The sequence below is a fragment of the Deltaproteobacteria bacterium GWC2_55_46 genome (genome assembly GCA_001595385.3).
Taxonomy (GTDB): domain Bacteria; phylum Desulfobacterota; class GWC2-55-46; order GWC2-55-46; family GWC2-55-46; genus UBA5799.
The window spans coordinates 96,083-122,118 of sequence record LVEI03000002.1; the positions used below are offsets into that span (position 1 = coordinate 96,083).

Consider the following 26,036-nt stretch of genomic DNA (forward strand, 5'->3'; position numbering starts at 1 on the left):
ATTCGGTGTTAAGGAGGAATGTGAACAAAGAGAGGGCTAAGGAAAAGGATGGTTCGCGAAAACACGTGTGCAAGTTCCTGGTTTTTGAATAGTATTTGGTGTTGCCGTCGCTCCCCGCGCGGGAGCGTGGATTGAAACCGGTATGGTCAAGATCCAGTGTGACTATCGGCAGGGTCGCTCCCCGCGCGGGAGCGTGGATTGAAACTTCGTTCCGGAATCGAGCGCGACCTCTAGCACCGTCGCTCCCCGCGCGGGAGCGTGGATTGAAACATGGTCTTCATCTCAATAAAGAGGCCGTGCTTCCCGGTCGCTCCCCGCGCGGGAGCGTGGATTGAAACTGTTTCTCTTTAAGGCTCTCTCTGGGACTGATTTTGTCGCTCCCCGCGCGGGAGCGTGGATTGAAACGCGGGACTGGGAGCATAGGATTTCCCGGTCTGTAAGTCGCTCCCCGCGCGGGAGCGTGGATTGAAACCTTTCAGATCTCTTCGGCATCCTCGCGAAACACGGTCGCTCCCCGCGCGGGAGCGTGGATTGAAACAGGATTAGCGGGTGCGCATTTGGCTATAAATTCAGTCGCTCCCCGCGCGGGAGCGTGGATTGAAACGCGTAATGTCATACACCTACCAAATACCTCTTGCAGTCGCTCCCCGCGCGGGAGCGTGGATTGAAACTGTTAAAAGTAGTTGCGGTGCCTAAATCAACGCAAGTCGCTCCCCGCGCGGGAGCGTGGATTGAAACGATGTTGTACCCGTTGACCGGGTGCTTGATCTCCGTCGCTCCCCGCGCGGGAGCGTGGATTGAAACGACGGCATAACCTTCCGCGTAATCTGCCGTATAACGTCGCTCCCCGCGCGGGAGCGTGGATTGAAACGCTATAGTTACGAGTCTGTCAGCCATCAGAATACGTCGCTCCCCGCGCGGGAGCGTGGATTGAAACTAAACACAAGCGGAAACCCCGTCTCAATGACTTCATGTCGCTCCCCGCGCGGGAGCGTGGATTGAAACAGGGAAGGGAAGAAGGAAGAGGCGGCGAAGTGGAAGTCGCTCCCCGCGCGGGAGCGTGGATTGAGTTCGTGCCGCAGACCTTGATACAAACCTGATTCTTTTGTTTGGTTTTAGGGTACCCCCTCTAGTAGTCCTTGCTTAAGCTTCTCCACAAGAAGCTGCCCTTCCCCCGATTTAGTGGACACACCAAAAGGTTAGTGTTATAGGAGTCTAATCCTGGAGGTGTGAAGATGGAGGGAGGAAGCGGCAGGAGGAAGTTCGACAGTGAGTTCAAGAGGGAGGCTGTACGGCAGGTTGTAGAGGGCGGGCGTCCTGTTGCGGAAGTGGCAAGGAGCCTCGGGATTCATGAGATGCTTCTGCACAAGTGGAAGCGGCAGTATTCGGAGGACCCCGGAGATTGTTTTCCTGGCAAGGGGCATTTAAAGCCGCAGGAGGAAGAGATAAGGCGGCTTAAGCGGGAACTCGAAGACGCCAAGCAGGACCGTGAGATTCTAAAAAAAGCGTTGGCCATCTTCTCAAAGCACCGCGGATGAAGTACGAGTTCATGGAAAAAGAGCGCTCCCGGTTCGCGGTGGAGAGGATGTGCCGGCTTTTTGGTCTAACAAGGAGCGGCTATTACGCCTGGTTGAGAGAAAGGGGCACCGGAAGACGGCTTAAGGAGAACGAGGCCCTTCTGGAGGCGATCAGGCGGTCTTACCGGGCAAGCCGTGGCACATACGGGAGCCCGCGCATTACCGAGGACATAAGGGACACCGGCCTCCAGTGCGGGGATAACCGTATCGCCAGGCTAATGCGTATAAACGGGATAGCAGCAAAGACCAGGCGGAGGTTCAAGGCGACGACCAACTCAAGGCATTGCCTTCCCGTGTCTCCTAACCTGCTTAACAGGCATTTTACGGCTGATGGGCCCAACAAGGTCTGGACTTCCGATATCACTTACGTATGGACCGAAGAAGGCTGGCTATACCTGGCGGTTGTCCTTGACGTGTTCTCGCGTCAGATAGTGGGCTGGTCGATGGGGGAGAGGATAGATACGGCTCTTGCCTTAAGGGCTTTCAATCAGGCCGTAATGAGGCGTATACCGACCCCAGGGCTTATCTTCCACTCTGACCGTGGCAGCTAATACGCAAGCGCTGACTTCAGGAAGGTCCTGAAAAGTTGCGGCGCCATCCAGAGCATGAGCAACAAGGGCGATTGCTACGATAACGCCGTAACAGAGACGTTCTTCCATACTCTGAAAACGGAGCTTGTTTACTTCGAGAGATATACAACAAGGGCAGAGCAAAGAGGGGATTTTCGAATACATCGAGGCGTTCTACAATCGCCTCAGGCGGCACTCGGCATTGGGATACCGCTCGCCTCATGCGTTCGAGCAGTCAAAAGTAGCTTAACCGTGTGTCCATTTTTTCGGGGGAAGATCACACAGAATATTACCAGGTGACATAGTTATACCTTTCAGTTCCTTTTTAAACCTACTGCGTCTTTATTAAACCGGGTGGATAATCGCTGGTTTTATGGAAGCTTACACTGAATAGATTTGAAGACTCCTTTTAGGTAGTATTTGTTTATATAAGATTTAAAAAAATTATAGTTTTTTATTATAAAAAATATATTTGCAGGCGATTACATTTTTAGTATAAAATCTATTCGTATCTCTGATTGTTTTAGGTGAGATATCAAAGGAAATTAATTGCTGCTTTAAAGTTTTTGCTTCATTCCAGATGATCATTTTTCATTCAATAGGCTTTGGGCCAGAGTTTTCTGGGCCTTCTGTAAAATCAATAAAGGAGATAAGCGAGTGAGGAAACTTTTTTCAGCGATAATCTGTTTTTTTGTGTTGACCGGCATTTCTGTGGCGGAGGAGGCCGCTGAGTTAAGCGCTTCAAAAGCCAAACTGGTTGAAATAAGAGGGATGCTTGATGAGGTAGCCGTTTTAAAGGAGAAAAACGACTCTGTCTGGCAGCCTAAGGTCTATAAAGCATTCAATGAGCTTAAAAAAGTATATACGGCTGAGATAGATAATGCCGAAATGTATCTGCTGTTTGCGAGGAGTTATCATTATAATGACAGGCGTAACAAAGCATTGACCACGCTTAAAAAGGTCTTTTATTTTGACCCTACGAATGTAGAGGGCCTGATGCTTAAGGGTGATATCTTTTTTGATGACCTGAAAAAGATGGATTCATTCGCGGATAGAAGCTTGAGCATAGAGAAGCAGAATGGACTGGAACAGTACGAAGCCGCGCTTAAAGCGCCCGGGATCAGCAAGGAAACGGAAGCAATGATCTATCTTAGAATAGGCGATCTCTATGAGCTTACATCTGAGAAGGGAAAGGCACAAGAGGCCTGGAGCAAGGCGGTGAGCGCCGCTCCTGGTTCAGCTTCCGCGCTAAAGTCTGAAGAGAAGCTCAACAAATTGAAAAAATAATGGCAAGGGGGCTGCATCCTTTAGGATGTCGACCCCCTTGTTGCAAGATATTGAACTAAATGGTATTTTAACCGTGTGATAACGCACGGGATAGATATCGCCCATATAGAAAGGATAAGGGAGCTTTCTGAGCACCAGACTTTTCTGGAAAGGGTGTTTACAGAAGGCGAGATTGCCTACTCTTTCTCAAAACCTGAGCCGCATAAGCACCTGGCGGGCCGTTTTGCTGTAAAAGAAGCTGTAATGAAGGCCCTTGGCACAGGATGGGCACTGGGTGTCACCTGGACGGATATCGAGGTAATAAACTGGCCTGATAAGAGCCCTGTTGTTCACTTGAAAGATGAGGCCGCCAGACTGTCATATGGCAAACGAATACACATCAGTATCTCTTATTCAAGCGGTTTAGCCTTCGCCGCGGCAGTCATCGAGAGCCTCTGAACCAAAGGGCTTCAACCAAGTTTCTTTTCCACACGGCCTGCGGCCTTGTGCCCGGAATAGGCTGCGGCAACAACACCACCGCCGGTGCCTTCCCAATGTCCTGCCAGATAAAGTCCGTCAATGAATGTGTTGAGGGGCCGTAGCCCCGGAGACTGAGTCCATCCGTAAGCTGCTCCACCAGTATTAGCTGTATACCGCTCAAGGGTCGCAGGTGTAGCTACCTCGACATGGGCGGCGCTGCGGCAAATCCCAGGGATTATCAGGTCCGCTTTTTTCAGTATTTTATCTGTAAGTTCCCCTTTTGATGCCTTCCAATCATTCTTGAAAGAGAAACTGGACATCTCGTGCGCCGTTACCGAATGAATTCCGTCAGGGGCCATGTCAGGGTCAATTAACGACGGTATTGTGATGCCTATGGAACCGGCAGTGTTGAAACAAGCCTCTTCGGTAAAATTGTAATCCATGTCGAAGGTAGGATAATAACCGATGCTGGATGACCTTTCCAGATGGCTCAGGTCCATTTTTACCCCGGCGTAAAGTATGAAAAAAGAAGAGGAAGCTCCTGTGACCTTCTGCGCCAAAGCCCTCGGCTGGTCTGCTTTAGTTGAAAGCATCTCAAAGGTCTTGTAAAAATCAATATTCGAGATAACCGTCTTTGATGTGAACTCGTCTCCGTCCGAGGTTGCGACTCCTATAGCCTTTCCGTTCTCTACTATGATGCGTTCTGCTTTTTTTTTGAAGATGACTTCCGAACCTCTTGATTTTATGCCTGAGCTGATAGCCTCCGCGAGCCTCTGCGAGCCGCCCTTTATTCTCCAGGCCCCTGATGAAAAATAACTCATTATGAGAGCTATCATCGCTACAGAGCCGACCCTTGTGGGAGGCACTCCGTAAAAAGGGCACCTGTCGGACAACACCGCCTTTAGCCTTGTGTCTTTTATACAAGTATCCAGCAGTTCTCCATAGGTAAGTCTGCTGAGTTCCACGATGTTTACGGGAATGCGCTCGTGTGGGAGAAGGCCCGCAATGAAATCTCCCCAACCCTTTATCTCGGAGTAAACAGCATTGAAAATCCTGAACAGGGAATCTATTCCGGCACTCTCCGATGGGAAGAGGGACTTAAGCTCACTGATATATCTTTCGATATCCGCATGGACATGAATTGTAAGACCCGGGAATATCGAGGTCCGTATCGGGTCGAGGCGTATGGGTTTTAAAGTTTTTTCGACACCTAAGGAAGAAAGTACGATTGAAACAGGGCCGTTTGCATCCAGCCCGCTGAAACAGTCGACGCATGAGTCGAAGGTAATGGAACGCCTCCTGAAAGACTGTAAATAACCGCCAGGTACAGGGTTCTGCTCAAGTATAAGCACCTTGTAACCTTTAGAAGCAAGTCTGCCCCCGGCTACGAGGCCCCCGATTCCCGAGCCTATTATCACGCAATCGAAATCAGGCATCAGTTTTTCTTTTTCTCAATAAGTGAAAGCAAGGAGGGGAGAAGCAATAAAGAGGTGAACAGGCTCATAAGGACGCCTATGGTTATCACCGCGCCCAGGGAAGCGATACCCTCAAAGCTCATGGTTATAAGAGAGCCGAAACCGGCTATGGTCGTAAGCGCGCACATGATTACAGATTTCCAGATTTTTTCGATACCTTCTCCAGGATTGCCTTCATTTTCAATATAGCCCTGCATGATATAGACGCTGTAATCGATGCCTATTCCTAATATGAGCGCGACAGCGCCTATATTGATGTAGTTAAAGCGTATCCCGAGGATGGACATGGCTCCAACTGTCAAGAGAAAGGTTATTAACAGTGAAGCCTGGACAGCCAGGGTCCATTTGAGCTTTTTGAATTGGAACCATATTATGAATGTTATGATGAGATAAGTGATGCCTGAAGCGATCGTGATATCCTTTATGAGCGCTCCCTTGAGCGTCCTCAGCATTACAGGCGCACCTGTGATGGAAGTTCCCGGGACTTTGCTGATTTCATCTGAGACTGTCTTTATCGAATCGTCATCCCACTTTTCCTTAGGGAAAATATATGAAGCGGTCTTGAAGCGCTCCGGGTTGTAAAAGAGCCTGATTTTTTTATCCGAGTTGGCCTTAAGCTCGCTTAGCGTGATAAGGGACTTGTTATTGTAAGCCTGTGCCACCTGTTCGATGTACTTTTCCTGATATGCTCCGGTTTTGAACCCGTTTGCTTTCAGGGCCTTCAAAAAGCGTTCTTTCAATTCACCGGCTTCGAGACACTTATCGGTTCTTTCGATAGCAGCTTTCTGTTGTGAGGGGGGCGGCAAAAAAAGGCTCAGGGACGAGTAGGACCCTATCTTCGATTCAGCTTCAAGACTCTTGAAAGATGATTCCAGCTGGTCGTAGGCAGATAGAAGCCCTTCACTGGAGGCAGCCTCATTTACGACTATGAGCGGGTTTTCACCTGTGTCAAACGCCGATGAAATCTTTTTTTGAAGGGCGAATACGGGGCTGCCGCTTTTGCCTATGGATTCCGGATCTGAATCAAACCTGAGCTTTGGGATGAAGATAAGGCTTATGATTACGGCGGCGGCTCCGATTGAAAGGAACAAAGCGGGCCTTCTCCGTACCGCTCCGGCGCTTTTCGAGAGGTTTTGTTTCAAAGGCGAGTTCGAGACGAGGCGCGGCCCGAGCAGGATGGCGGCCGGGCACATGAAAAATATCATCGTTAAAAGGCAGGCGAGCACCCCGATGCCTGCCACTATCCCGAATTCGTACATGCCCTTGAAGTCGGTAAAAAGTATCGAGAAGAACGCGAGAGATGTGGTGACAGAGCCGACCACAACACCTGGCAAGACTCTGGTAAAGGCCGCTTCGAGCGCTTTTACGCGGTCCCCGCTTGCTCTGTACTCCTCCTCCCAACGGTTGAAAATATGAATTATATAGTCTATCCCCATTCCCATGAGCATCACTATGACGACGCATGAGACCATATTGAGTCCGCCAAAAAAAACATAGGCGAAAGCGAGCGTATAAATGAGCGCGATTGCGAGCGTAACGGCAGTCAATATAAGGACGAGCAGCCTTTTTCTGTAAACGAACTGGAAGAGTAATATGATAATAATGCTTGATGTAACGAAGTTGGTGACGATCTCATCTTTTAATGACGAATGGGCCTCCATTGCAAAGGCATAAGGGCCGGTGAGGCCGATTGTTACGCCATCTGTGCCGTCAAGCGCCGCCCCTATGATTGAATTCATCTCGGTGGAGAACTCTTCGATGAACTCCATGTCCCGCGCCGTTTTTTTCGGTTTCACGAACATGAGGAGCATCGTCTGCTCCTTGTCCATGTAATACCCGCCCTGGCCGGAAAATCCCTTTTTGGAGATACTTTTCAGGACTATCGAACCAAGGTCGAGTGGGTCTTTTGAGATGAGGTCAGCCGCCACCGGCGAGGATACCGGAGAGAAGAGCGTTTCACGGTTTTTTCCGAGCTGCTCTGCCATCCCAGCCGGACTGAGCCTCTTGTCGAGCTCGTCTGATTCAGCAGGTCCAAGGAAAAGCGGGAAACGCTTGAGCAGGAGTTCCGGCTTGGACTTGAGAGCGTTGTAATCGACATATTCTACATATTCAGATGAAGTGAGCTTTTCTGCGAGGTACTCAACGACTTCGATGTGCTCAAATACGTTCCCGTCCTTTGTCTCGATAGCGATGATTAGGTTGTCGGCCGAACCGAAATCCTCAAGAAAATCCTTGAACCTGGTGATGTTCGGGTCGTTCGAAGGCAGGACATCGAGCATGTCGGTCTTAAATTCTATCCGTAAGACCAGGGAAGCCAAGACGATGGCGAGTGTCACTGACGCAAGGGCCAGGAGCCTGTAATGGCCTATTATGAATTGCGCTAATCTGTGAAAGAATATGTTCATGCCGGATAAAAAATACTATTGGTAAAACCATAAAGCAAGGGAGAATATGAGGGCGCTTTTACACTTTTAAAGAATCACTGTATATGCTATTCTAAGCAACCACTAAATACCCGTAAGAACACACAATGTCCATAGAGCATTTCACCGAAGAAAAAAGGCATCTTCTCGCCAGGCCCGGCGTTTACAACTTCGGGATATGGAGTGCTGGATATATACCAAAGTTCCTTTCATACGGCGTGGCTGGAACTATCGCCGGAATCAGTTGTTTTTTTTACAAGGGCGCGAGGAAAAACCTTGAGAAAAACCTGAGGCGTGTCTTTCCCGAAGCAACTGAAGACAGCATAGCCGTGCTTGCGCGCAAAACCTTCAAGAACTACTCCAGATATCTTATCGATTACGCAAGGTTCAAATCAATAGATAAAGAGACCCTCGAAAGGGAGCTTGTTTGCATTGACGGGGGGCATTTCATAGATGAATGCCTTTCGGGCGGAAAGGGGATAATCCTCCTGACCGCTCACCTTGGGAATTGGGAGCTCGGCGGCATTTTTTTCGGAAAGCACGACATAAAGATAAATGTGCTTACAGCCAAGGACAATATCGATGAGATAACGGCAATAAAAGAACGATACAGAAAGTTCCATAATATAAGCACGATAGTGATAGGAGATACGCCCTTTGCAGGTCTTGACGCGCTCAATGCCCTCATGCGTAATGAGGTCGTGGCCATGCTCGTCGACAGGGCCGCCGAAGGCGGGGTGCCTGTGCCTTTCTTCGGCACACCTACGACCTTTCCTGCCGGACCATTGCTCCTTGCTCGTGCCACAGGTTCTCCCATAATGCCGGCTTTTGTCGTAAGAGAGGGCAGTGGGTACAGGGCCATTGCCGAAAAGCCCATTTACTTCGATAAGGAAGCCGGCGATACGCTTGAGTCGGTCGCGGGGAAAGTAATAAAAAAATTTGAGCAGTACATAAGGAAGTACCCGGATCAATGGTACAACTTTGTAGAGGTGTGATGTTCAGAGTTTTTAATGTAAGAGCGGCCATTGTTTTAGCGGCCCTGATTGCTGTGCTGTTTTCAGCCAGTTCCGGCATATCCGGCCAGCCTGACCTAGGCGAGCCTCTGAGCGCGGTCGAAGCCGCCTCAGCGTTCGACAGGATTAAAAACGCGCAGTCCGGGATTGACTCTGTCCTTGCCAGGGTCAGGCAGACGAAGAGTTCGCCCCTTCTTGATAAGGATATCGTGACAGAGGGTTCGGTCCTTCTCAAAAAGCCCAATTTCATGAGATGGGAGATCGATTCTCCGCAGAAGATGGTCGTTGTCGCGGACGGTGAGGCTCTGTGGGTCTACAGGCCAGCGAAGAGGGACGCGACTAAAAGGCTGCTCGCCGGGGACATGGTCGTCAGGTACACTGTCGGCTTTCTCTCTTCAAGCATGAATTTTTCGCTCGATGAGATATCAAAGAACTTCAAATTGTTGACTTATGTGAAAGACGGCGCCACGATAATCCTTTTTCAGCCTAAGTCGAAAATGCTTTCGAGATTTCTGAAAGACCTTAAAATATTTTACGGCCCAGACGGGCTGCCGCGGCGTTTCGAGGTGCAAACGAAAGACGGTTCGACGACAAGTACGGAGATAGGGGAAGTCGTGGTAAACAGCGTAAAAGATAATACCCCGTTCTCGCTGAAACTCCCATCCGGCACCGTAGTGAGGACGCTCGGAGCCGAAGAGACGCGCTGAAATGCTGCGGATTGCCTCAGTTCTCATATTCCTGGCCATAGCCGCGCTGTTGGTTTACAGGTTCGCTCCCGGGCTCAGTCCGGCGGAGCTCCGTGCCTTCGTTCATTCTTTCGGAGCCCTTGCCCCGATAGTCTTCATAATCATAGTCGCGCTGAAGCCCATTCTTTTTTTTATCCCCTCGTTGGGGCTTACGGTAATAGCGGGGACGATGTTCGGCCCGTTTTACGGCACTATCTATGTATCGATAGGCGCGGCAGGCTCCACGGCAGTGGCTTTTTACTTCGCCCGCATTTTGGGCAGAAGGGGAGTGGAGCGGGTCGTAAGCGGCAGTAAAAAGCTTCTGAACTTCGATAACAACATGGAGCAAAATGGTTTCAGGACCGTTTTTTTCATGCGGCTGTTCAACATCCCCTGGGACCTCGTAAGCTACTCTGCCGGGCTCTCTAAAATGCCTTTCAGGGATTTTTATCTGAGCAGCATGATATTGATAATCCCCATCTGTTTCATATATACCTATTTCGGAAGCACTGTAGAGGAGCCATTAAGCCCAGGCTTCATAATATCTTTGGCTGTGCTTATAGGTCTCGGCTCAATGCCATTCATATTTAAAGCGCTTAAAAAGAAAAATCAGGGTAACTTAGGGATGTAAGACACCGGCTTAAGTTCTTAATGCATGCTGGCTGGGAATCAGCTCACAAATAAAATTTTTTTTCAGAATGAGAAAAAAACAACAGGGGTTTTGAATTTGAGTAAGCCTAAGCTTCTCTTGATATCACCGATAGCCGCTAAAAGCATAATGGGCAAGGATTTTTATTTCAGGCTCCCGACCTTGGGACTGCTGAAAGTGGCTGCGCTCACCCCTGACGGCTGGGACATTAATATCGTCGACGAAAAGGCCGAGCCCATAGACCTGAACCAGGATGCCGATCTTGTAGGCATCACTTCAATGACCCCGGCGGTAAACAGGGGATATGAGATAGCCGACCACTTCAGGGCAAGGGGCATCAAGGTGGTTATGGGCGGCATGCACCCGTCCAAGATGCCGGAAGAGGCCTTGCAGCACGCTGACAGCGTGGTAATAGGAGAGGCCGAAGGGCTATGGCCCGGAGTGCTCGAGGACTTCAAGCATGGGAAGCTTAAAAAAATATATAAGCACAGCGCCTATCCCTCCCTTGTAAACATTGGTATCGCTGACTGGGAGCTCTATCGGAACAAGCGGTATCTTCCTGTTCACTTTGTCGAGACGACAAGGGGGTGCCCGCACGACTGCGACTTCTGCTCGGTAACAAACTCATTCGGCGGAAAGTTCAGGTCAAGGCCTGTAGACGAGGTTGAAAACGAAGTCAGGCAGCTGAAACACTTCGACGGCAGGTTCATCCTCAAAAATATGGTTTTTTTTGTAGACGACAACATCATAAGCAACCGGGCTTACGCGAGGGAGTTCTTCAAGCGTATCGCTCCTTATAACCTGAAATGGCTCGGCCAGGCTTCCGTAAATGTCGCCAGTGACGATGAGATACTCAGGCTTATGAAGCAAAGCGGCTGCCTGGGGCTCTTGGTCGGTTTCGAGACGCTTTCAAACAATAATCTCAATACCGTTGGAAAGAACTTCAATCATCCCGATAAGTATATTGATGTCATAAAAAAGCTGCATGACCACGGCATAGGCGTTAACGGCGCATTCGTATTCGGGCTCGATGATGATGACGAAGGGGTTTTTGACCGTACGCGCGAGTTTGTAGTAAAGGCCAAACTCGATGTCTGTTATTTCTCTATTCTGACCCCTTATCCTGGGACCGTGCTTTATGAAAGGCTCAGGAAAGAGGACAGGATAATCGATAACGACTGGTCGAACTACACCACGAGTTCTGTTGTCTACAGGCCCAAAAAAATGACCCCGGAAAAGCTCCTTGATGGTTATTATGACGCTTACAGGGGAGCGTTCACATATTCTTCGATTTTCAAAAGGCTCTGGGGCAATGGGACCTATAAAAACTTTTTCTGGCCGATGAACTTCGGTTTTAAGCAGAGCATAGAAAAATCAGTTGAGCGCTTGAAGGCCATGGAGAATTCCTCTCTTAGAAATAGCTGAAAATGGTGGAGAGCGGCATGAAAAAACCGGGCGTTCTTGTGCTTGACGGGATGTGGAACAAGACGCTATCGGCTGTGAGGAGCCTAGGCCAAAAAGGTATCAAGGTGGCTGTTGGCGAAGCCACGCGTCTTACCACTTCGCATTTTTCAAGGTACGCCTCCAGAAGGTTGGTCTATCCTTCGCCGATTGCCAGGCCTGACGCGTTCATGAACTGGCTTCTATCCGAGCTTAAGGCCGGCTCTTATGAGATGGTCCTGCCTACAGAGTTTTCAACACAGCAGCTAATCGCCGGAAATGTTAAACATATCTCTCCTTTAACCGGATTCCCGTTTCCTCCGTACGAACTCGCGCAAAAAGTCCATGACAAGGCGTGGCTCATGAAGTTTGCCGTTCAAAAAGGCTATCCAGCGCCAAAGACATTTTTTGTCGAAGACATCGAGGAACTGGAAGGAATCGCAAACAGAGTCTCTTATCCGGCTGTCATAAAACCTAAGGAGAGTTCCGGTTCACGCGGGATAATGTATGTAAAAGATAGAGGCTCTTTTCGAGACAACTACCTGAGCGTGCACTCGAAGTATCCTTATCCGCTCGTCCAGGAGTACATTCCAGCTTCAGAAGGCGGGGGCTGCGGTGTGGCCGCGCTATTCAATATGAAGGGCGAGCCTCGGGTCGGTTTTGTCTACAAAAGGCTAAGAGAGTACCCTGTCTCGGGCGGACCGAGCACATTGAGGGAGAGTATCCGCGATGAACGCCTCAGGGATACCGCTTTTTCCATACTCAAAGACTTGAACTGGGTCGGCCCGGCGATGGTAGAGTTCCGCAAAGACCCGAGAGATAATACTTACAAATTGCTTGAGATCAACCCAAGGTTGTGGGGGTCTTTGAGCCTCTCCGTACTTTCCGGCGTGGATTTCCCCTTTCTTCTATATATGCTCGCCAAAATAGGGGATTGTGAAGAGGTGCTCGAGTACAGGGCAGGCGTGAGGTGCAGATGGCTCATACCGGGAGATATCATGCATCTTATGGCCACTAAAGATAAGCGAAAAGCATTGAGGAATTTTTTTGAAAGAGCTGACGGATATGATATCTTGTCGCTTCATGACCCTTTGCCAGTTGTGGGAAGGCTGTCATCATTGATACCTTTTTTATTCAACAGGGAAATGAGAAAGCTCGTATTCAGATGAAGGTTTTCAATTGGATTCGCGGTGATTCGGAATGTTGAACGCGCTCACTGTCGACCTCGAGGACTGGTACCACGTATGCGGCGGCGGAAGGCACACTGACCCCAGGGTCTGGGACGAGTACGAGGACCGTGTCACGCGGAATACGGATAAGATACTCAGGATGCTCTCAGCTTATTCCTGCAAGGCGACTTTTTTTGTGTTGGGCTATATAGCCGAGAGAAACCCGGAGCTTGTAAAGAGGATTCATGACGAGGGGCACGAGATAGCGGTCCACGGCTATTATCACAAACGAGTATTTGAGATGACCCCCGCCGAGTTCGAGGACGACCTTTTAATGTCGATAAGCGCCGTCAAATCCATTACTCATGAAAATGTGCTTGGCTTCAGGGCGCCTGAATGGTCGATAAGGGATAACGCTCAGTGGGCCTTTCCTATAATAAGAAAGGCAGGGCTGAGATACGATTCCAGCACTGTGCCGCTTACGAGGATGGGCGACAGATCGTATAAAAAGACTCCCCATAAAATTGATACCCCTTACGGAGAGCTTTACGAATTTCCACTTACGACCTTCAAGCTGTTCTGGGAAAACCTGCCTTATACCGGTGGGCTTCCGATGAGGGTGGCGCCTTACTTCTTCATATGCTCATCGATAAAAAAGCTGAACGGCATGGGGATACCCGCCATCTCTTACATCCATCCGTGGGAGTTCGACAAGGACCAGCCGGAGATAGAACTGCCCATATCAAGGCGGTTCATGCATTATTTCAATATACAGGCGACAAGACCTAAGATAGAGGGGCTTTTAAGGCATTTCAGGTTCGCGCCGGTAAAGGATGTGCTTGGTCTGAATGCTTAGAGATGTATATTACATACGGTCTTTAGTATCCACCTGTCTTTTCCTGGGAGCCGTCCTTTTCTCGCTCCTATTTTTCCTGTATTTTACCGGTGTATACGGTGCGGCCGCGTTCCTGGGGCTTGTATTCTTCCTGCTCGCTTATTTCTACAGGCTGCATCTTTTTCTATTTGCCGGCAGGAGAGGCATAGCAAATGGAGCCATCAAGGAAGAACCTTTTAAAGATAGCAGGGCCAAATTCGAGGTCTGATGCGAAGGCGTGTCGCGATAACAGGGGCAGGAATTATCACAGCTCATGGAGCAGGCTATGGGAAAAACCTGTCTGCCTTCATGGAAGGCAAGGACAGTATCCGGGAAATTTCCTTGTTCGACTCAACCCGTTACAGGGGCAAAAAAGGAGGAGAAGTCCAGGAGTTTTCTTTTGGCATAAAACTTCAAAAGCTCAAGAAAAGGCGGCTCGACAGGGCAACGCTTCTTCTGCTGACTGCTTTCGAGGAAGCCAGAGAGGCGTCAGGGCTTTCTTTCGATGGAATCGAGGCTTTGGTCTCGCTCGGCACCACGCTCGGCGGCATGATATCCGGCGCCAGGTATCATACGGATTATGTCAAAAAAGGCAGGATGCTTTCGCGGCCTTCGATGCTAACTGACTATCTTGCCCATTTTCAGGCAGCCCACCTTAAAGAAGAATACGGGATAGAAGGTGAGGCGGCGACCTTTAGTGACGCATGCGCTTCAAGCTCTAATTCTATTGGCTATGCGTTTGAATCGATACGCGGCGGTCTTGCCGATGTGGCTATAGCTGGAGGGTACGAGCCGATGTGCGAGTTCACCCTTGCTGGTTTTAACTCCCTTCAGGCAATAACTCCCGGCGTGTGCAGGCCGTTCGATAAGAACCGCGACGGGCTCGTGCTTGGCGAAGGCGCGGCGGTCCTCATACTTGAAGATCTGGAAAAAGCGCAAACCCGGGGAGCCGATATCCTGGGAGAGGTAATAGGGTTCGGCGCTTCTTCGGACGTGTTTCATTCGACAAGGCCTGATCCTGACGCAAAAGGCGCGATAGCCGCGATAAAAGCCGCTCTTGAGGACGCCGCAATAATGAGTTCTGATGTCGATTACATCAACGCGCATGGCACCGCCACCCCTTTTAACGACCAGATGGAAGCTCGGGCCATAATGGATGTCTTCGATAAAAAGGTGCCTGTAAGCTCGATTAAATCAATGGTAGGACATATGCTCGGGGCATCAGGGGCAACAGAGGCGATAGTATCGCTCATGGCGATACGGGAAGGGTTCCTGCCGCCGAATATAAATATGACCGAGCCGGACCCCGAGTGCGCCGTGAATATCGTAAGAAAACCAGTAAAGGGCGTCTCGATAAACAGGGTGCTTTCGACATCATTCGGGTTCGGAGGCGCGAACGCGGCCCTCGTTCTCCAGAAGTATAAACAATGAAGGTCGTAATCACGGGAATAGGCATAGTATCCCCGGCCGGGATAGGCAAGGAGGCTCTTTGGGACGCCCTCGTCCAGGGCAGGTCTTGTATAGCTCCCATCGAGAGGCTCAATGGCGCTTATGAGGGGGCCGAGGTAAAGGGATTCTCCTTCGAGTCCAATTTTGAAGACAGGAGGTTCAGGCGCGCCGCTCTTGTCAGCAGGTTCGCTCTTGTGGCGGCAAAGCTCGCGTTGAAGGACGCTGGTTTTAACGCCGCTCCAGGAGGGCTCGAACGCATGCGGGCAGGCGTGGTCTCTGGCATTACGCATGGCGCCCTCAATTTCAGCTGCGAATTTCATAATAGCTATATGGAAGAAGGCCCCGCGGGTGCGAGTCCCGCGCTTTTTTCAGACTCGGTACTGAATGCCACTACCGGAAGCCTGAGCCTTGCATTCTCAGCGAGAGGGCCATCGCATACCCTGATAGGCGACAGCCCGGTCGGGCTTCAGGCGTTAAGGCTGGGTTCGATGCTGATCGCTTCAAAAAAAACTCAAATCTGCATGGTGGCTGCTTCCGAGGTGTTCGAAGAGATTTTGGCTTTTTCGTATTCCAGGCTCGGCCATATCAGTGGCCGGGCACCGAGCTTTAATGCCGGAGAAGGCTCTGCCGTGCTGATACTCGAAAGCCTTGAGGCGGCGCTTGAAAGAGGGGCAATGCCATTGGCCGAGGTTGGTGGATGTTCCGTAAGCACAGGTAAGGACCTGGTGTCTTCCTTGACAAAAACCTGCGCGGACTCTCTTAAGAATGCTGGCCTGTCTCTGAATAGCGTCACGCATGTAATAACCAGGCATCCCTACTGGCTTGGAGATTATGAAGAAAAGGCTTTTGCCGGCCTGTTGCGGGGCAAGTCCGTCTCCTCGACATCCGCCTGCATAGGCGAGTGCTTCGGGTTATCTTCACTCACGGACATCGCAATGGCGGCAATTGCGGTCAATAAAGGGAAGATATTCGATTCCATGTGCCTCGATAGTCCGGCCTTGCAAACAGCTGGAGCAACCCCTCTGGAACCCTTAAATGTGCTTGTTGCGTCAACCGGGATCAAGTGCGAGGCCGGGTGCGCCGTGTTGAAAAGGATTTGAATGGCTACAATGCTTTTGCAAAATAGGATAAACCCGCTGCGCCTCCAGGTCGTGCCAAAGGTCCTTACAGGCATGCTTCTTTCGTTTATAGAAAATGAAGGGATGTGCGATTTATTAAAAAGACCCGTGGCATTTTCTTTCGAAGAGTTTTCAGCGGCTGCGCAACGCGCTCTTCATTATGAATTAAAAGACACTGTCAAAATAAGGATGATGAAGGTCGGGCTGGATTTTCTGACGGAGTGCGGGTACCTTGCCAGGCTGGAAAACTCGAAGTTCCTTTTTACGCCCGAGCGCATGGATAAGGCTGCTTACAGGTTGGATGACAGGGAAGGCGACCTTAAAAAAGCATTCTCGGGCGAATTTGATTTTTTCCAAGCATGCCTTGACGAAGCCCCCGGATTCCTAAGGGGAACGAAAGCCCCTGTCGGTTTTTCTCCGGCTTACGAGCAGCTATGGGACGGTTTTCTCGACAATATCGAGTTCGCTACGATGCGCAGGCTTCTTTTGAGTCTGATGGACCTTGAAAACAATCCAGGTTTCCGCGTGCTCGACCTGTGCTACGGAGTGGGTCATGGGCTTTCAGCGATACTTTCTGGTTATCCTGATATTAGATTGGCAGCCCTTGACCGTGAAAATGTCTACAAAGAGGCCGCTCTTAAGAAGACCGAAGGCTTTGATGTGGAGTTCATAAGCGAACATTGGGATGGCTTCGGCTCAAGGCTCCCGATTGACGACGCTTCCTTTGACGCTGTCCACTTCATGTGCGCTGACCCGTATGTCCCGCCAGGAAAGCGCGATGGAGTCTATGGCGAGATAAAGAGGGTATTGAAGCCCGGGGGCACGCTTGGCATGATGACGTGGTCTTATCCTGAGGACGGGGCTCAGGCTCAAGACCCCTGGAGGAGGCGGCAGATACTTGCCCACGACTTTATCGAGAGCGTTTGCGCCGGCTGGCATGGCTTTTATAAAGCAGGCGAGACAAGGGAGATGTTCGAGCGTTTAGGCTTCAGGCCGAAGAAGACGGTATTGCCACTGGAGCCTTCGTTGAGTTCGGTTTTATGGGTGATGGAAAGACCATGAGGCGCGTCGTTGTCACAGGCCTTGGACTTATAACGCCGCTTGACTGCGGAGGGGGCAAAGAGGTCTTCTGGACTGCCATCTCAAGCGGCAGGTGCTCAATAGGCCCGGTGAGCCTTTTTGACGCCTCAGGGTATTCGTCAGGCGTCGCGGCGGAAATAAAAGGCCTTACGGTTAAGCCCGAAGAAAGATGGCAACGACTGTTGGATACCGCAGTCGACTTTGCGCTTTCTGACGCTGGCATCAGGGAAGAAAGTAAAAGCAAAACAGGCCTTATTCTCGGTACAGTCGTAGGGGGGATACTTTCAGGGACCGCTGCGTGGCGCGCCCGCTCTGGTTTACCAGGTTCATATCATCTCTACTCGGGCGCAAACGAAATCGCTAGGCGTATTAAGCTTGAGGGGCCTGTTACTACCGTCTCGACAGCCTGCGCGTCCGGCACTGACGCCGTCGGCATGGCAGCCAGATGTATCCAGTCGGGCGGGGCTGATATGATGATGGCCGGGGGAGGGGATGTCCTTAGCGAGTTTGCCTTCAGCGGTTTCAGCGCCCTTAATGCCATGACCAAAGGCGTTGTAAGGCCTTTCTCAAAAAACCGGGACGGACTTGCGCTTGGAGAGGGAGCAGGCTTTCTTGTACTGGAGGAAGAAAAACATGCAAACGCGAGGGGCGCGCATATATATTGCAGACTCTCGGGTTATGCTTCAGCGGCAGATGCCAACCACATGACCGGCCCTGACAAAAACGGAAGAGGGCTTGCAGCCGCAATAACAGGGGAACGCGCTGATGCAGCTTGACGAGATAATCAATTTTCAGATAATAGCGTACTCAGGCGACGAAGGCTCTGACAGGATCATCGTAAAAGCAGGTTCGACTGAGACAGACGACGCTCTTGTCGAGAAGATAAAAAACACCATTCGCTCTTACGCGAGAGTCGCTCCTGAGGTCGAAATAATGTCCCCTGAAAGGGTGGATGGCCTTCTTTATGCAGGCAACAGACGCAAAAAGATGACCTTTGTGGACATGAGGGGAACCGTTGCATAGGCGTGGTTGATTTATGTTCCGTGTAATATTTCCTTTTTTCTAATAGACCATTATTTAAACATCTGAGAGGGAGTTTTACTGCGATGTCTTTGAACTACGAAGTGATACACGGTCTCGACTTTACTGATGCGCAAATCGAGGAGTGCCTTAAAAGAGAGGGCCTTCTTTCGCTGGAATTGGAATTCAGCCGCAAATGCAATCTGAGATGCGTGTACTGCTACTCCGAAGCCGGAGAGGGACTTAAAGACGAACTCAAGCCGGATCAGCTTATAAGCGTTATCGACCAGGCGGCTGACCTCGGAGCCCGTAAAATCATACTTCTCGGAGGCGGTGAGCCGCTCATCTATGAGGGCCTTGAGGACATTATCAGGTATATAGACAAGAAAGGACTTGAGCAGACAGTATTCACCAATGGCTTTTTGATGACATCCGATCTCGCGAAGTTCATGTTCGACCACAATGTGTCTGTAGTAGTCAAGCACAACAGCTTCAGCAAAAGGGTCCAGGACAGCCTCGCCGGGCTCGAAGGGGCCTACGAAAAGATACAGAAGGCGATAACGCATCTGTTTAACGCCGGATACCCGAACGGGCATCGGCAGATGGGTATTCAAACCATAATCCTGAGACAGAACCTCGATGAGATACCCTCAATGTGGAAGTGGGCCAGAAATCTGGGGCTGATACCCTATTTCGAGATTCTGACAATGCAGGGCAGGGCGAAGGCTCACCCTGAGATACTGGTCTCGACCGAAGAGGTTCAGGAGGTCTTCAGCAAACTCCGTAATATAGACCAGGAGGAATTCGGCAGGACGTGGTCGGCGCATCCGACCATTGCCTCTTTCACCTGCAAGCGCCACCTCTATTCGTGCCTTGTAAATTCGCAAGGCTTTATCCAGCCGTGCACAGGCATAGACCTTTTCGTAGGGAACGTCACGACTGAAAAGCTCGCCGATATTCTCCACAAAAGCCACGTCATAAAGGACTTGAGGAAGATACGCGCAAAGATAGAAGGCCCGTGCAAATCCTGCGACCTGAGCGCGGACTGTTACGGGTGCAGAGGCAATGCCTATCAGCTCACAGGCAATTACCTCGCCTCGGATCCCGAGTGCTGGATATCAAAAAAGCCCGATTCAAAAACGGGCAATACTTCATGCAAATCCTCCTGATCTCAGTTAATACCGAGACAGAGCCGTATCCGGTCGAGCCTATAGGGCTTGCGTATATCGCTGCCTCTCTCGTTAAGGAGGGACACGCTGTCAAGGTGCTTGACCTGTGCTTTGAGGAAGATGGCCCGCATGCTGTTTTGAGCGCGATTGAGGGCTTCAGGCCAGGTCTCATCGGGATATCACTGAGGAATACGGATAACCTTACTTATCCCAAGAGCGTTTCCTATCTGCCTCCTGTCAGGGAAGTCGTTTCCGCGATAAGGAAAAAAACTGCGGCGACTGTCATAATAGGCGGCTCGGGTTTTTCTCTTTTTCCGAAGGAGACGCTTGAGTACCTTGGTCTTGATTACGGAATAATTGGCGAAGGCGAGACCGGAATAGTCGAATTCGCGAAGCTCATTGAAACTGACAGAGAGATAGCCGGAGTGCCCGGGCTCATCACCCGCGAGCCCTATGAAAGATGCGCGCCGGCCGAAGCAGCTTATTTTGGCCGGGTCTATCCCGCGCGGAGCCTCATTGACGGTGCAAGGTATTGCGAGGCAGGCGGCATGGCAAATGTGCAGACAAAAAGAGGATGCCCATTTGAGTGCGTTTATTGCACCTATCCAGTGCTCGAGGGAAAGCGGCTTCGTCTCAGGGAGCCGCGTGATGTGGGAGAGGAAATAGAAAGGCTCTGGAAGGAGAGGGGCACCGATTATTTTTTCTTCGTCGATGATATTTTCAATATACCCTCCAGCCATGCGGCTGGTATATGCGAAGAGATAATAAAGAGAGAGCTCAAGATAAAATGGGCTTGCTTCTGTACGCCGAAAGGCATAACAAGAGACCTCCTTGCTTTAATGAAGGCAGCCGGGTGCACGGGAATAGAGTTCGGCACTGATGGCGGAACAGACGCGACCCTTGCGGCCATGAACAAGGGGTTTACGATTAAGGAAGTCGAGCTCGCGCAGTCACTGTGCGCTTCAGCAGGGGTCAAGGCTGCTCATTACCTGATTCTTGGCGGGCCGGGAGAGACAACGGAAACACTTAAAGAGACCTGCCTGTTCATGGAACGAATAAGGCCAGAAGCCGTTATCGCCATGCTCGGGGTCAGGATTTATCCGGGTACCGGGCTTGAGAGAATAGCGAAAGTAGAAGGAGTTTTAGCCGATGGTGAATCTTTACTCGAGCCCAGGTTCTATATAGCGGAAAAGGTCAAGAAAAGCCTGCTTGAATATATAGGGGCTTATGCAAGAACGCAGCCCAACTGGATAGTCCCGGGGCTTGACATACGGTCCGGCCCCCGGCTCGCTAAAGTACTGGCCAAAATGGGCAAAAAAGGCATCATGTGGGATATGCTCGGGGCATGAGACATGGATAAAAGGGTAGTGATAGTCACAGGCGGCTCTGGGGGCATAGGCGAAGCCATATCGCTCGGATTCGCGCGTGCGGGCGATATCGTAGTAATCAATTACCGGTCTAACGCGGGCCGCGCTGAAAAAACGGCTCAAAAAATCAATGCCGCCGGGGGAGAGGCCTTTACGGTGCAGGCCGACATATCCAGTACCGAAGATGCCGAAAAGCTCGTTACTCAAGTGGTCTCCAGATACGGCAGAGTAGATGTGCTGGTAAATAACGCGGGGATAGCAAAAAGCGGCTTTTTGATACTTATGGGTGAGGTTGCGTGGGATGAGGTCATCGACACAAACCTCAAAGGCGTATACAACATGTCAAAGGCCGTGCTGCCGCACATGTTCGATAAAAAAAGCGGCTGCATAGTGAATGTCTCGTCTCTGAGCGGCGTGACCGGGCTTGCGGGAGAGGTCCCTTATTCCGCCGCGAAGGGCGGCGTGATCTCGTTTACAAAGGCTCTGGCGAAAGAGGTCGCGAAATTCGGTATCCGGGTGAACGCGGTAGCTCCTGGGTTTATAGACACAGAGATGATGGACTCATTGAATAGCGCCGATAAGGAACGCCACATGAAGTCGATCCCGCTCGGGCGGTTCGGAAGGCCCGAAGAGGTCTCAGGTGTTGTAGGATTCCTTGCCTCGAAAGAGGCGAGCTATATTATCGGCGAGACTATAATAGTAAGCGGTGGAATACCGTAACAGTCATAAAGAGGTGGACCTTGGAAAACATAAAGACAAAGATAAAGGAAATGCTTGTAAGGAGACTAAAACTTAACATCCCTGTCGAGGAGATAGGGGATGATATGCCCCTGTTCGGCGGCGGGCTTTCGCTCGACTCCATTGACGCTCTTGAAATAGTCGTAGGCCTGCAGAAGGAATTCAACGCGACAATTGCTGATAAGGCCGCGGCTGAGAAGATACTCGTATCCGTAAACACGATTGCGGAATACGTGAACGTTCAACGATAAACCGATGCCAGGCCGCCATCTTGGTCTGCTCCCCCACGCTTACCCTTTCAGGCTGCTCGACAGGGTCCTTGAATTAGACGTTTCAAGGGGAGTCGGTATAAAAAACGTTACAGCAGGCGAGGCGTTGATGGCCGAAAGGCAATCAGGGACGTTTCCGGACATGCTTGTCGTCGAGGCGCTTGCCCAGCTCTCTGGGCTTATATTGAATTATGACAAGGAAGGCGGCGCCGCTGTGCTGGCGCAGATAAAGACGATGCGCTTTTCCAGGGCTGCCCATGCAGGCGAGGTGTTGCGGCTCGTTTCGGAGGCGGAAGCCTCCTTCGGAGGGCTCGCGAGCTTTAATGTAAAGGCTCTCTCAGGAGAAGAAGTAATAGTTGAAGGGGCTCTCGTGCTCGCAGGCGTTAATAAATAATTTTCAGCAAAGGCAGTTAATAAGTAACCTCGTAAATCCCGTGTCGAAAAACTATCCTGACAAAATCAGATTCCTTGCGGTCATACCTGCGTACAACGAGGAGAAAAGCCTGCGCTCTGTTGTCGAAGGCGCGCTCGCGAGGATATGCGATGTTCTCGTCATTAACGACGGGTCGACCGATTCAACCTCGGAAGTAATCAAGAGGCTCGGAGTGCCTTACATAGACCAGAAACATATGGGCAAGGGAGCTGCGTTAAGAGCTGGCTTTGATTACGCCGTCAAAAAAAGATATGACTGGATAATCACCATGGACGGCGACGGCCAACACGACCCGGGCGAGATCCCTGTTTTCATCGAAGCTATCAGGAAGAACGGCACCGACCTTGTGGTAGGGTCGCGCATGAACGATACAAGGGAGATGCCCTTTGTGCGCAAAGCCACGAACAGGCTCATGTCGAGCCTTATCTCATCCCTCGCGGGATGCCGGATACCTGATACCCAGTGCGGGTTCAGGGCTATAAGGTGTTCTGTATTCAAAAAGGTCGCGCTCAAGACATCCCACTTTGATACAGAAACAGAGCTGCTTATAAAAGCCGTGAGAGCTGAATTCAAGGTATCGTCAGTGCTCATCTCGACCATTTACAACGGCTCCAAAAGCTCGGTCAACAAAATAACAGATACGGCCAGGTTTGTACGGCTTCTCTGGATGATAAACGTCAATGGTTAAAAACATCAAAATTGTAAAAGTATGCTGTATCCTGTGCGGCGCTTCAAAGACCGAGCCTGTCACAATCCAGAACTCGTATAACGTGGTAAGGTGCGCAGTCTGTGGTTTTGTCTATGTGAACCCGCGTCCCGCAGTAGATGAGTACAGCGGATTATATGTCGATTACCTGCCCACGAAAATGGAAGACCCGTACGCGTGGAAAAAGTATATGCGCCTTGTATTCAGAGAGACCGCAGGCAGGATAGAGGCTATCTCAGGCAAGAAGGGCAGGTGCCTTGACATAGGCTGCGGGTTCGGTTTTTTTGTAGAGGAGATGAAAAACAGGGGCTGGGACGCGTACGGGATGGATATCTCTCCGACTGCTGTTGACTTCGCCAGGTCGATCGGTATCGATGCCCGCATGGGGACCATAGAAAAATCAGATTTCAAAAAAGGCTCATTTGACGCGATTACGATGTTCTATGTGCTGGAGCATCTTACCGACCCGCTTGATTCGCTCAGGCGAGTCAGGTCTCTTCTGAAGCCGGGCGGCGTCCTCGCCATCCGCGTGCCTCATACGACCCCTATTGTGCGGATTCTTGATATGTTTAAAATCAAGAACAACCTGTATGACCCTCCATTCCACCTTTCTGATTTTTCGCCTAAATCAGCGAAGAGGATTCTCGAGAAAGCTGGTTTTTCAGGAATCAGGCAAACGATAGGCGGGGCTACACTGCCTGAAAAGTCCGGACCGTACCTGGTCAGCAGAACCTTCAACTCAGTGGCAGAACTTCTTCGTATTTTATCCGGTGGCAAATATCTTTTTCCCGGTGTCAGCAAAACCACTTTTGCCATAAAACCTTGATCATCTTGCCGCAGTAAGGAACGCAACAAGCCTTTTCTTTATACTCTCGTCAGTGAACGAGAGTACATGCCCTTTACCCTTCACTATCCAGAGTTCCTTGGGCTCATTCGCGGCTTCGAAGAGCCTGAATGCGTGTTTCAGCGGGACAGCCTCGTCTTTGTCGCCATGGATTATTACGACAGGGATATCGCCTATTTTGTCTACCCATTTTTCTGGACTGAAGTCGTCTTCAACAAGCGCTGAAAGATAAATAAGAGGCCATGAGACCGGAAGCTGGCTTATCTTGTCTTTCGCTATCTGCCGGTAGCTTGAGAAAGCGCAGTCGATGATGAGCCCTTTTATCCTATCTTTATATTGGGAATTAGCTACTGAATAGACTGCTACGGCTCCTCCGAGACTCTGGCCGAGTACGAACACCTTATCGTTGTTTATACCTGCGAGATCGAATATGGTTTTGAACGCGGCAATTGTGTCTTTGTGAACCCCTTCAAATGAGGGAGTGCCGTTTGACCTGCCATAGCCTCTGTAGTCGAACGCGAATACGTCATATCCTTCCGAGGTAAGCCAGAGTACCTTGTCTATCTGAATGCTTATGTTCTGGGAATATCCATGAAGAAAAATTACCGTCCCTTTTTTTCCTGCCTTGGCTTTTATGAACCAGCCATGTAGCCGCACACCATCAGAGGACATGAAGTACACGTTTTTGTATTCATTTGTGGATACGGCAGGATTGACTGCGAATTCTTTTTGCGGATTGAAAAATAGATTTGTGCACCCCTGTGCAAGCAAAAGCATGCTTATCAGTAGAAATGCCGCTTTTTTCATATTCGTTGGTCCAGGAGGCATTTTCTTCGGGTTATCGAAAGTCCTCTAAGAGCGGCACTTACATAAAAAGGATAGCAGAGGTTATCTTTTTTGCATGGCGCTTCTGGAAAAAGGCTGGCTTATCTGTTCAATCTGTTTTTGTGGAAATTAAGGGAAGGTCCTGGAAACAACAAGGCTCCGGTTTGTGGGTTATGAAAAGAAGGAAGAGACTTAGCTTTCGGTAAGAAGAGTTCAGATTAAATGCAGGTTTTTTTGAAGTTCCTTTCTACAATAGTCCAGTTTTCTCGGGATACAGTTATTATGATGAATAAAATAGATTTGATTTTTTGGGTCTGTTAGCTGAACTGTGTCAATCCTGCTGAAGAAAATAACTGGAAATGTTATTAAAACTTCAGGAGGGTTGGTATGGAAAAGAAGAAGAAGGCAACGTCTTCAGGAAGTGATTTTGACTTTGCGGCATTTGAGAAGGAAGCAGTAAAGCAACTTAAGTCAGGGAAGCCACTCTCTGGCAAGGAAGGGGTGCTAACCCCACTGATCAAGCGTATCCTTGAGAACGCCCTTCAAGGAGAGCTTGAGGCCCATCTTGAGGAAGAGCCCACCGAGAGTAATAACCGTCGCAATGGCAAAACCTCGAAGACCATGAAGAGAGGTGGTCCCCAAAATTTGGACAGTGTGATAAGGTGTAAAGCCGCACACTGAGGAGGATCACCGATGAGCAAGTCAAAGAGGAACCGGTATTCAGCTGAGTTCAAGGCCAAGGTTGCCCTGGACGCCATCAGGGGCGAACAAACATTGTCCGAACTGGCCACCAGATACGGCGTGCACCAGAATATGATTGCCACCTGGAAGCGCCAGGCCATCGAGAACATGGCCGAGACCTTTTCCGGCAAGGCTGAACGTGCCGGCGCCGCCAACGAAGCCCAGATCAAGGAACTGCACGCCAAGATCGGGGAGTTGACGGTGGAGCGGGATTTTTTAGCCAAAGCCTTCGGTCGTTGAGCCACGTCCGGAGGAAAAGCCTGGTCGAACCCGGGCATGGACAAGTCTTGAGCATTACCAGGCAATGCAGGCTGCTTTCGATAAAGTGGTCATCGTGGTACTACCAGGCCGTAAGCTTCCCCGTCAGGTAGACAGTTTTAAAGTAGAGTCTCCGGCGTTGTTTTGACGGTATTCATCGGGCGTAAGATCCCCCAGCGCGCCATGCGGGCGGTGTTCATTGTAATCGATTTTCCAAGCGTGGGTGCCTTCGCGCACTTCGTTATGGTTACGGAACAGATAAAGGCTAAGAAACTCTTCACGGTACGTGCGGTTGAACCTTTCGACATAGGCGTTCTGGTTGGGCTGGCCCGGCTGTATGTACCGTATCGTCATCCCGC

28 protein-coding genes, 1 pseudogene and 1 CRISPR repeat array are annotated in these 26,036 nt (G+C 50.3%); of the genes and pseudogenes, 25 read left to right on the forward strand and 4 right to left on the reverse strand.

The window, feature by feature from the left end:
• Nucleotides 1–106: 106 nt before the first annotated feature.
• Nucleotides 107–1,072: direct repeats of the CRISPR family, unit length 32 nt; unit sequence GTCGCTCCCCGCGCGGGAGCGTGGATTGAAAC.
• Nucleotides 1,073–1,235: 163 nt separating this feature from the next.
• From A2V21_312910 to A2V21_312925, 4 genes and pseudogenes are all read left to right on the forward strand, one after another.
• Complete coding sequence (locus A2V21_312910; GenBank protein ID OIJ72739.1) at nt 1,236–1,538, forward strand: transposase; 303 nt, start codon at nt 1,236–1,238, stop codon at nt 1,536–1,538.
• Nucleotides 1,535–2,396, forward strand: a pseudogene (locus A2V21_312915) (hypothetical protein). The gene A2V21_312910 and the pseudogene A2V21_312915 overlap by 4 nt, the downstream one beginning before the upstream one ends.
• 407 nt (nt 2,397–2,803) lie before the next feature.
• Nucleotides 2,804–3,433: a hypothetical protein gene (locus A2V21_312920; GenBank protein OIJ72740.1), complete on the forward strand. Its 630-nt coding sequence runs from the start codon at nt 2,804–2,806 to the stop codon at nt 3,431–3,433.
• 78 nt (nt 3,434–3,511) lie between these two features.
• Entirely contained in the window at nt 3,512–3,871 is a 360-nt protein-coding gene (locus tag A2V21_312925) for a holo-[acyl-carrier-protein] synthase (GenBank protein OIJ72774.1), read from the forward strand.
• An 11-nt stretch (nt 3,872–3,882) separates the two neighbouring features.
• On the opposite strand, the gene A2V21_312930 is transcribed toward A2V21_312925, so the two are convergent.
• Together A2V21_312930 and A2V21_312935 are read right to left on the reverse strand one after the other, a co-directional pair.
• The gene (locus A2V21_312930; protein ID OIJ72741.1) at nt 3,883–5,328 is read right to left on the reverse strand and encodes a hypothetical protein; all 1,446 of its coding nucleotides are present in this window, start codon (nt 5,326–5,328) and stop codon (nt 3,883–3,885) included.
• Nucleotides 5,328–7,772, reverse strand: a complete 2,445-nt coding sequence (locus A2V21_312935; GenBank protein ID OIJ72742.1) for a hypothetical protein — start codon at nt 7,770–7,772, stop codon at nt 5,328–5,330. The genes A2V21_312930 and A2V21_312935 overlap by 1 nt, the downstream gene beginning before the upstream one ends.
• 125 nt (nt 7,773–7,897) lie before the next feature.
• Here A2V21_312935 and A2V21_312940 point away from each other — a divergent pair, with 125 nt between their 5' ends.
• The 19 genes from A2V21_312940 to A2V21_313030 all read left to right on the forward strand — a co-directional run bounded on the left by A2V21_312940 (nt 7,898) and on the right by A2V21_313030 (nt 23,835).
• Nucleotides 7,898–8,785, forward strand: coding sequence for a hypothetical protein (locus A2V21_312940; protein OIJ72743.1), 888 nt, complete (start codon nt 7,898–7,900; stop codon nt 8,783–8,785).
• Nucleotides 8,785–9,510 (forward strand): hypothetical protein, encoded by a 726-nt coding sequence (locus A2V21_312945; GenBank protein ID OIJ72744.1) that lies wholly within the window; start codon nt 8,785–8,787, stop codon nt 9,508–9,510. Before A2V21_312940 ends, A2V21_312945 begins: the two co-directional genes overlap by 1 nt.
• Before the next feature lies 1 nt (nt 9,511).
• Complete coding sequence (locus A2V21_312950; GenBank protein OIJ72745.1) at nt 9,512–10,159, forward strand: hypothetical protein; 648 nt, start codon at nt 9,512–9,514, stop codon at nt 10,157–10,159.
• 147 nt (nt 10,160–10,306) lie between these two features.
• Nucleotides 10,307–11,602 (forward strand): hypothetical protein, encoded by a 1,296-nt coding sequence (locus A2V21_312955; GenBank protein ID OIJ72775.1) that lies wholly within the window; start codon nt 10,307–10,309, stop codon nt 11,600–11,602.
• Nucleotides 11,603–11,604: 2 nt separating this feature from the next.
• On the forward strand, nt 11,605–12,786 hold the full coding sequence (locus A2V21_312960; protein OIJ72746.1) for a hypothetical protein: 1,182 nt from the start codon (nt 11,605–11,607) through the stop codon (nt 12,784–12,786).
• A gap of 31 nt (nt 12,787–12,817) precedes the next feature.
• Nucleotides 12,818–13,642: a hypothetical protein gene (locus A2V21_312965; protein ID OIJ72747.1), complete on the forward strand. Its 825-nt coding sequence runs from the start codon at nt 12,818–12,820 to the stop codon at nt 13,640–13,642.
• On the forward strand, nt 13,635–13,889 hold the full coding sequence (locus A2V21_312970; protein OIJ72748.1) for a hypothetical protein: 255 nt from the start codon (nt 13,635–13,637) through the stop codon (nt 13,887–13,889). Before A2V21_312965 ends, A2V21_312970 begins: the two co-directional genes overlap by 8 nt.
• Complete coding sequence (locus tag A2V21_312975) at nt 13,889–15,091, forward strand: hypothetical protein (GenBank protein OIJ72749.1); 1,203 nt, start codon at nt 13,889–13,891, stop codon at nt 15,089–15,091. The genes A2V21_312970 and A2V21_312975 overlap by 1 nt, the downstream gene beginning before the upstream one ends.
• Nucleotides 15,088–16,209 (forward strand): hypothetical protein, encoded by a 1,122-nt coding sequence (locus A2V21_312980; GenBank protein OIJ72750.1) that lies wholly within the window; start codon nt 15,088–15,090, stop codon nt 16,207–16,209. Before A2V21_312975 ends, A2V21_312980 begins: the two co-directional genes overlap by 4 nt.
• The gene (locus A2V21_312985; GenBank protein OIJ72751.1) at nt 16,210–17,289 is read left to right on the forward strand and encodes a hypothetical protein; all 1,080 of its coding nucleotides are present in this window, start codon (nt 16,210–16,212) and stop codon (nt 17,287–17,289) included.
• Entirely contained in the window at nt 17,268–18,083 is an 816-nt protein-coding gene (locus A2V21_312990; protein OIJ72752.1) for a hypothetical protein, read from the forward strand. The genes A2V21_312985 and A2V21_312990 overlap by 22 nt, the downstream gene beginning before the upstream one ends.
• Complete coding sequence (locus A2V21_312995) at nt 18,073–18,330, forward strand: hypothetical protein (GenBank protein ID OIJ72753.1); 258 nt, start codon at nt 18,073–18,075, stop codon at nt 18,328–18,330. The genes A2V21_312990 and A2V21_312995 overlap by 11 nt, the downstream gene beginning before the upstream one ends.
• Before the next feature lie 83 nt (nt 18,331–18,413).
• Entirely contained in the window at nt 18,414–19,496 is a 1,083-nt protein-coding gene (locus A2V21_313000) for a radical SAM/SPASM domain-containing protein (protein OIJ72754.1), read from the forward strand.
• Nucleotides 19,481–20,845 (forward strand): hypothetical protein, encoded by a 1,365-nt coding sequence (locus A2V21_313005; GenBank protein OIJ72755.1) that lies wholly within the window; start codon nt 19,481–19,483, stop codon nt 20,843–20,845. Before A2V21_313000 ends, A2V21_313005 begins: the two co-directional genes overlap by 16 nt.
• Nucleotides 20,846–20,848: 3 nt before the next feature.
• The gene (locus tag A2V21_313010; protein OIJ72756.1) at nt 20,849–21,583 is read left to right on the forward strand and encodes a beta-ketoacyl-ACP reductase; all 735 of its coding nucleotides are present in this window, start codon (nt 20,849–20,851) and stop codon (nt 21,581–21,583) included.
• 20 nt (nt 21,584–21,603) lie between these two features.
• Entirely contained in the window at nt 21,604–21,852 is a 249-nt protein-coding gene (locus tag A2V21_313015; GenBank protein OIJ72757.1) for a phosphopantetheine-binding protein, read from the forward strand.
• A gap of 4 nt (nt 21,853–21,856) precedes the next feature.
• Entirely contained in the window at nt 21,857–22,264 is a 408-nt protein-coding gene (locus A2V21_313020) for a hypothetical protein (GenBank protein ID OIJ72758.1), read from the forward strand.
• Between the two features lie 64 nt (nt 22,265–22,328).
• On the forward strand, nt 22,329–22,991 hold the full coding sequence (locus A2V21_313025; protein ID OIJ72776.1) for a hypothetical protein: 663 nt from the start codon (nt 22,329–22,331) through the stop codon (nt 22,989–22,991).
• Nucleotides 22,992–23,169: 178 nt separating this feature from the next.
• The gene (locus A2V21_313030; GenBank protein OIJ72759.1) at nt 23,170–23,835 is read left to right on the forward strand and encodes a hypothetical protein; all 666 of its coding nucleotides are present in this window, start codon (nt 23,170–23,172) and stop codon (nt 23,833–23,835) included.
• On the opposite strand, the gene A2V21_313035 is transcribed toward A2V21_313030, so the two are convergent.
• Nucleotides 23,836–24,660, reverse strand: a complete 825-nt coding sequence (locus A2V21_313035) for a hypothetical protein (GenBank protein ID OIJ72760.1) — start codon at nt 24,658–24,660, stop codon at nt 23,836–23,838.
• A gap of 405 nt (nt 24,661–25,065) precedes the next feature.
• Between A2V21_313035 and A2V21_313040 the strand changes: the two genes are divergently transcribed.
• Together A2V21_313040 and A2V21_313045 are read left to right on the forward strand one after the other, a co-directional pair.
• Nucleotides 25,066–25,359 carry a hypothetical protein gene (locus A2V21_313040; protein ID OIJ72761.1) on the forward strand — a complete coding sequence of 98 codons (294 nt, stop codon included), beginning with the start codon at nt 25,066–25,068 and terminating at the stop codon, nt 25,357–25,359.
• A 12-nt stretch (nt 25,360–25,371) separates the two neighbouring features.
• On the forward strand, nt 25,372–25,659 hold the full coding sequence (locus A2V21_313045) for a transposase (protein ID OIJ72762.1): 288 nt from the start codon (nt 25,372–25,374) through the stop codon (nt 25,657–25,659).
• A 123-nt stretch (nt 25,660–25,782) separates the two neighbouring features.
• Here the strand turns inward: A2V21_313045 and A2V21_313050 are convergent, their stop codons facing one another.
• Complete coding sequence (locus A2V21_313050; GenBank protein OIJ72763.1) at nt 25,783–26,031, reverse strand: hypothetical protein; 249 nt, start codon at nt 26,029–26,031, stop codon at nt 25,783–25,785.
• Nucleotides 26,032–26,036 lie beyond the last annotated feature (5 nt).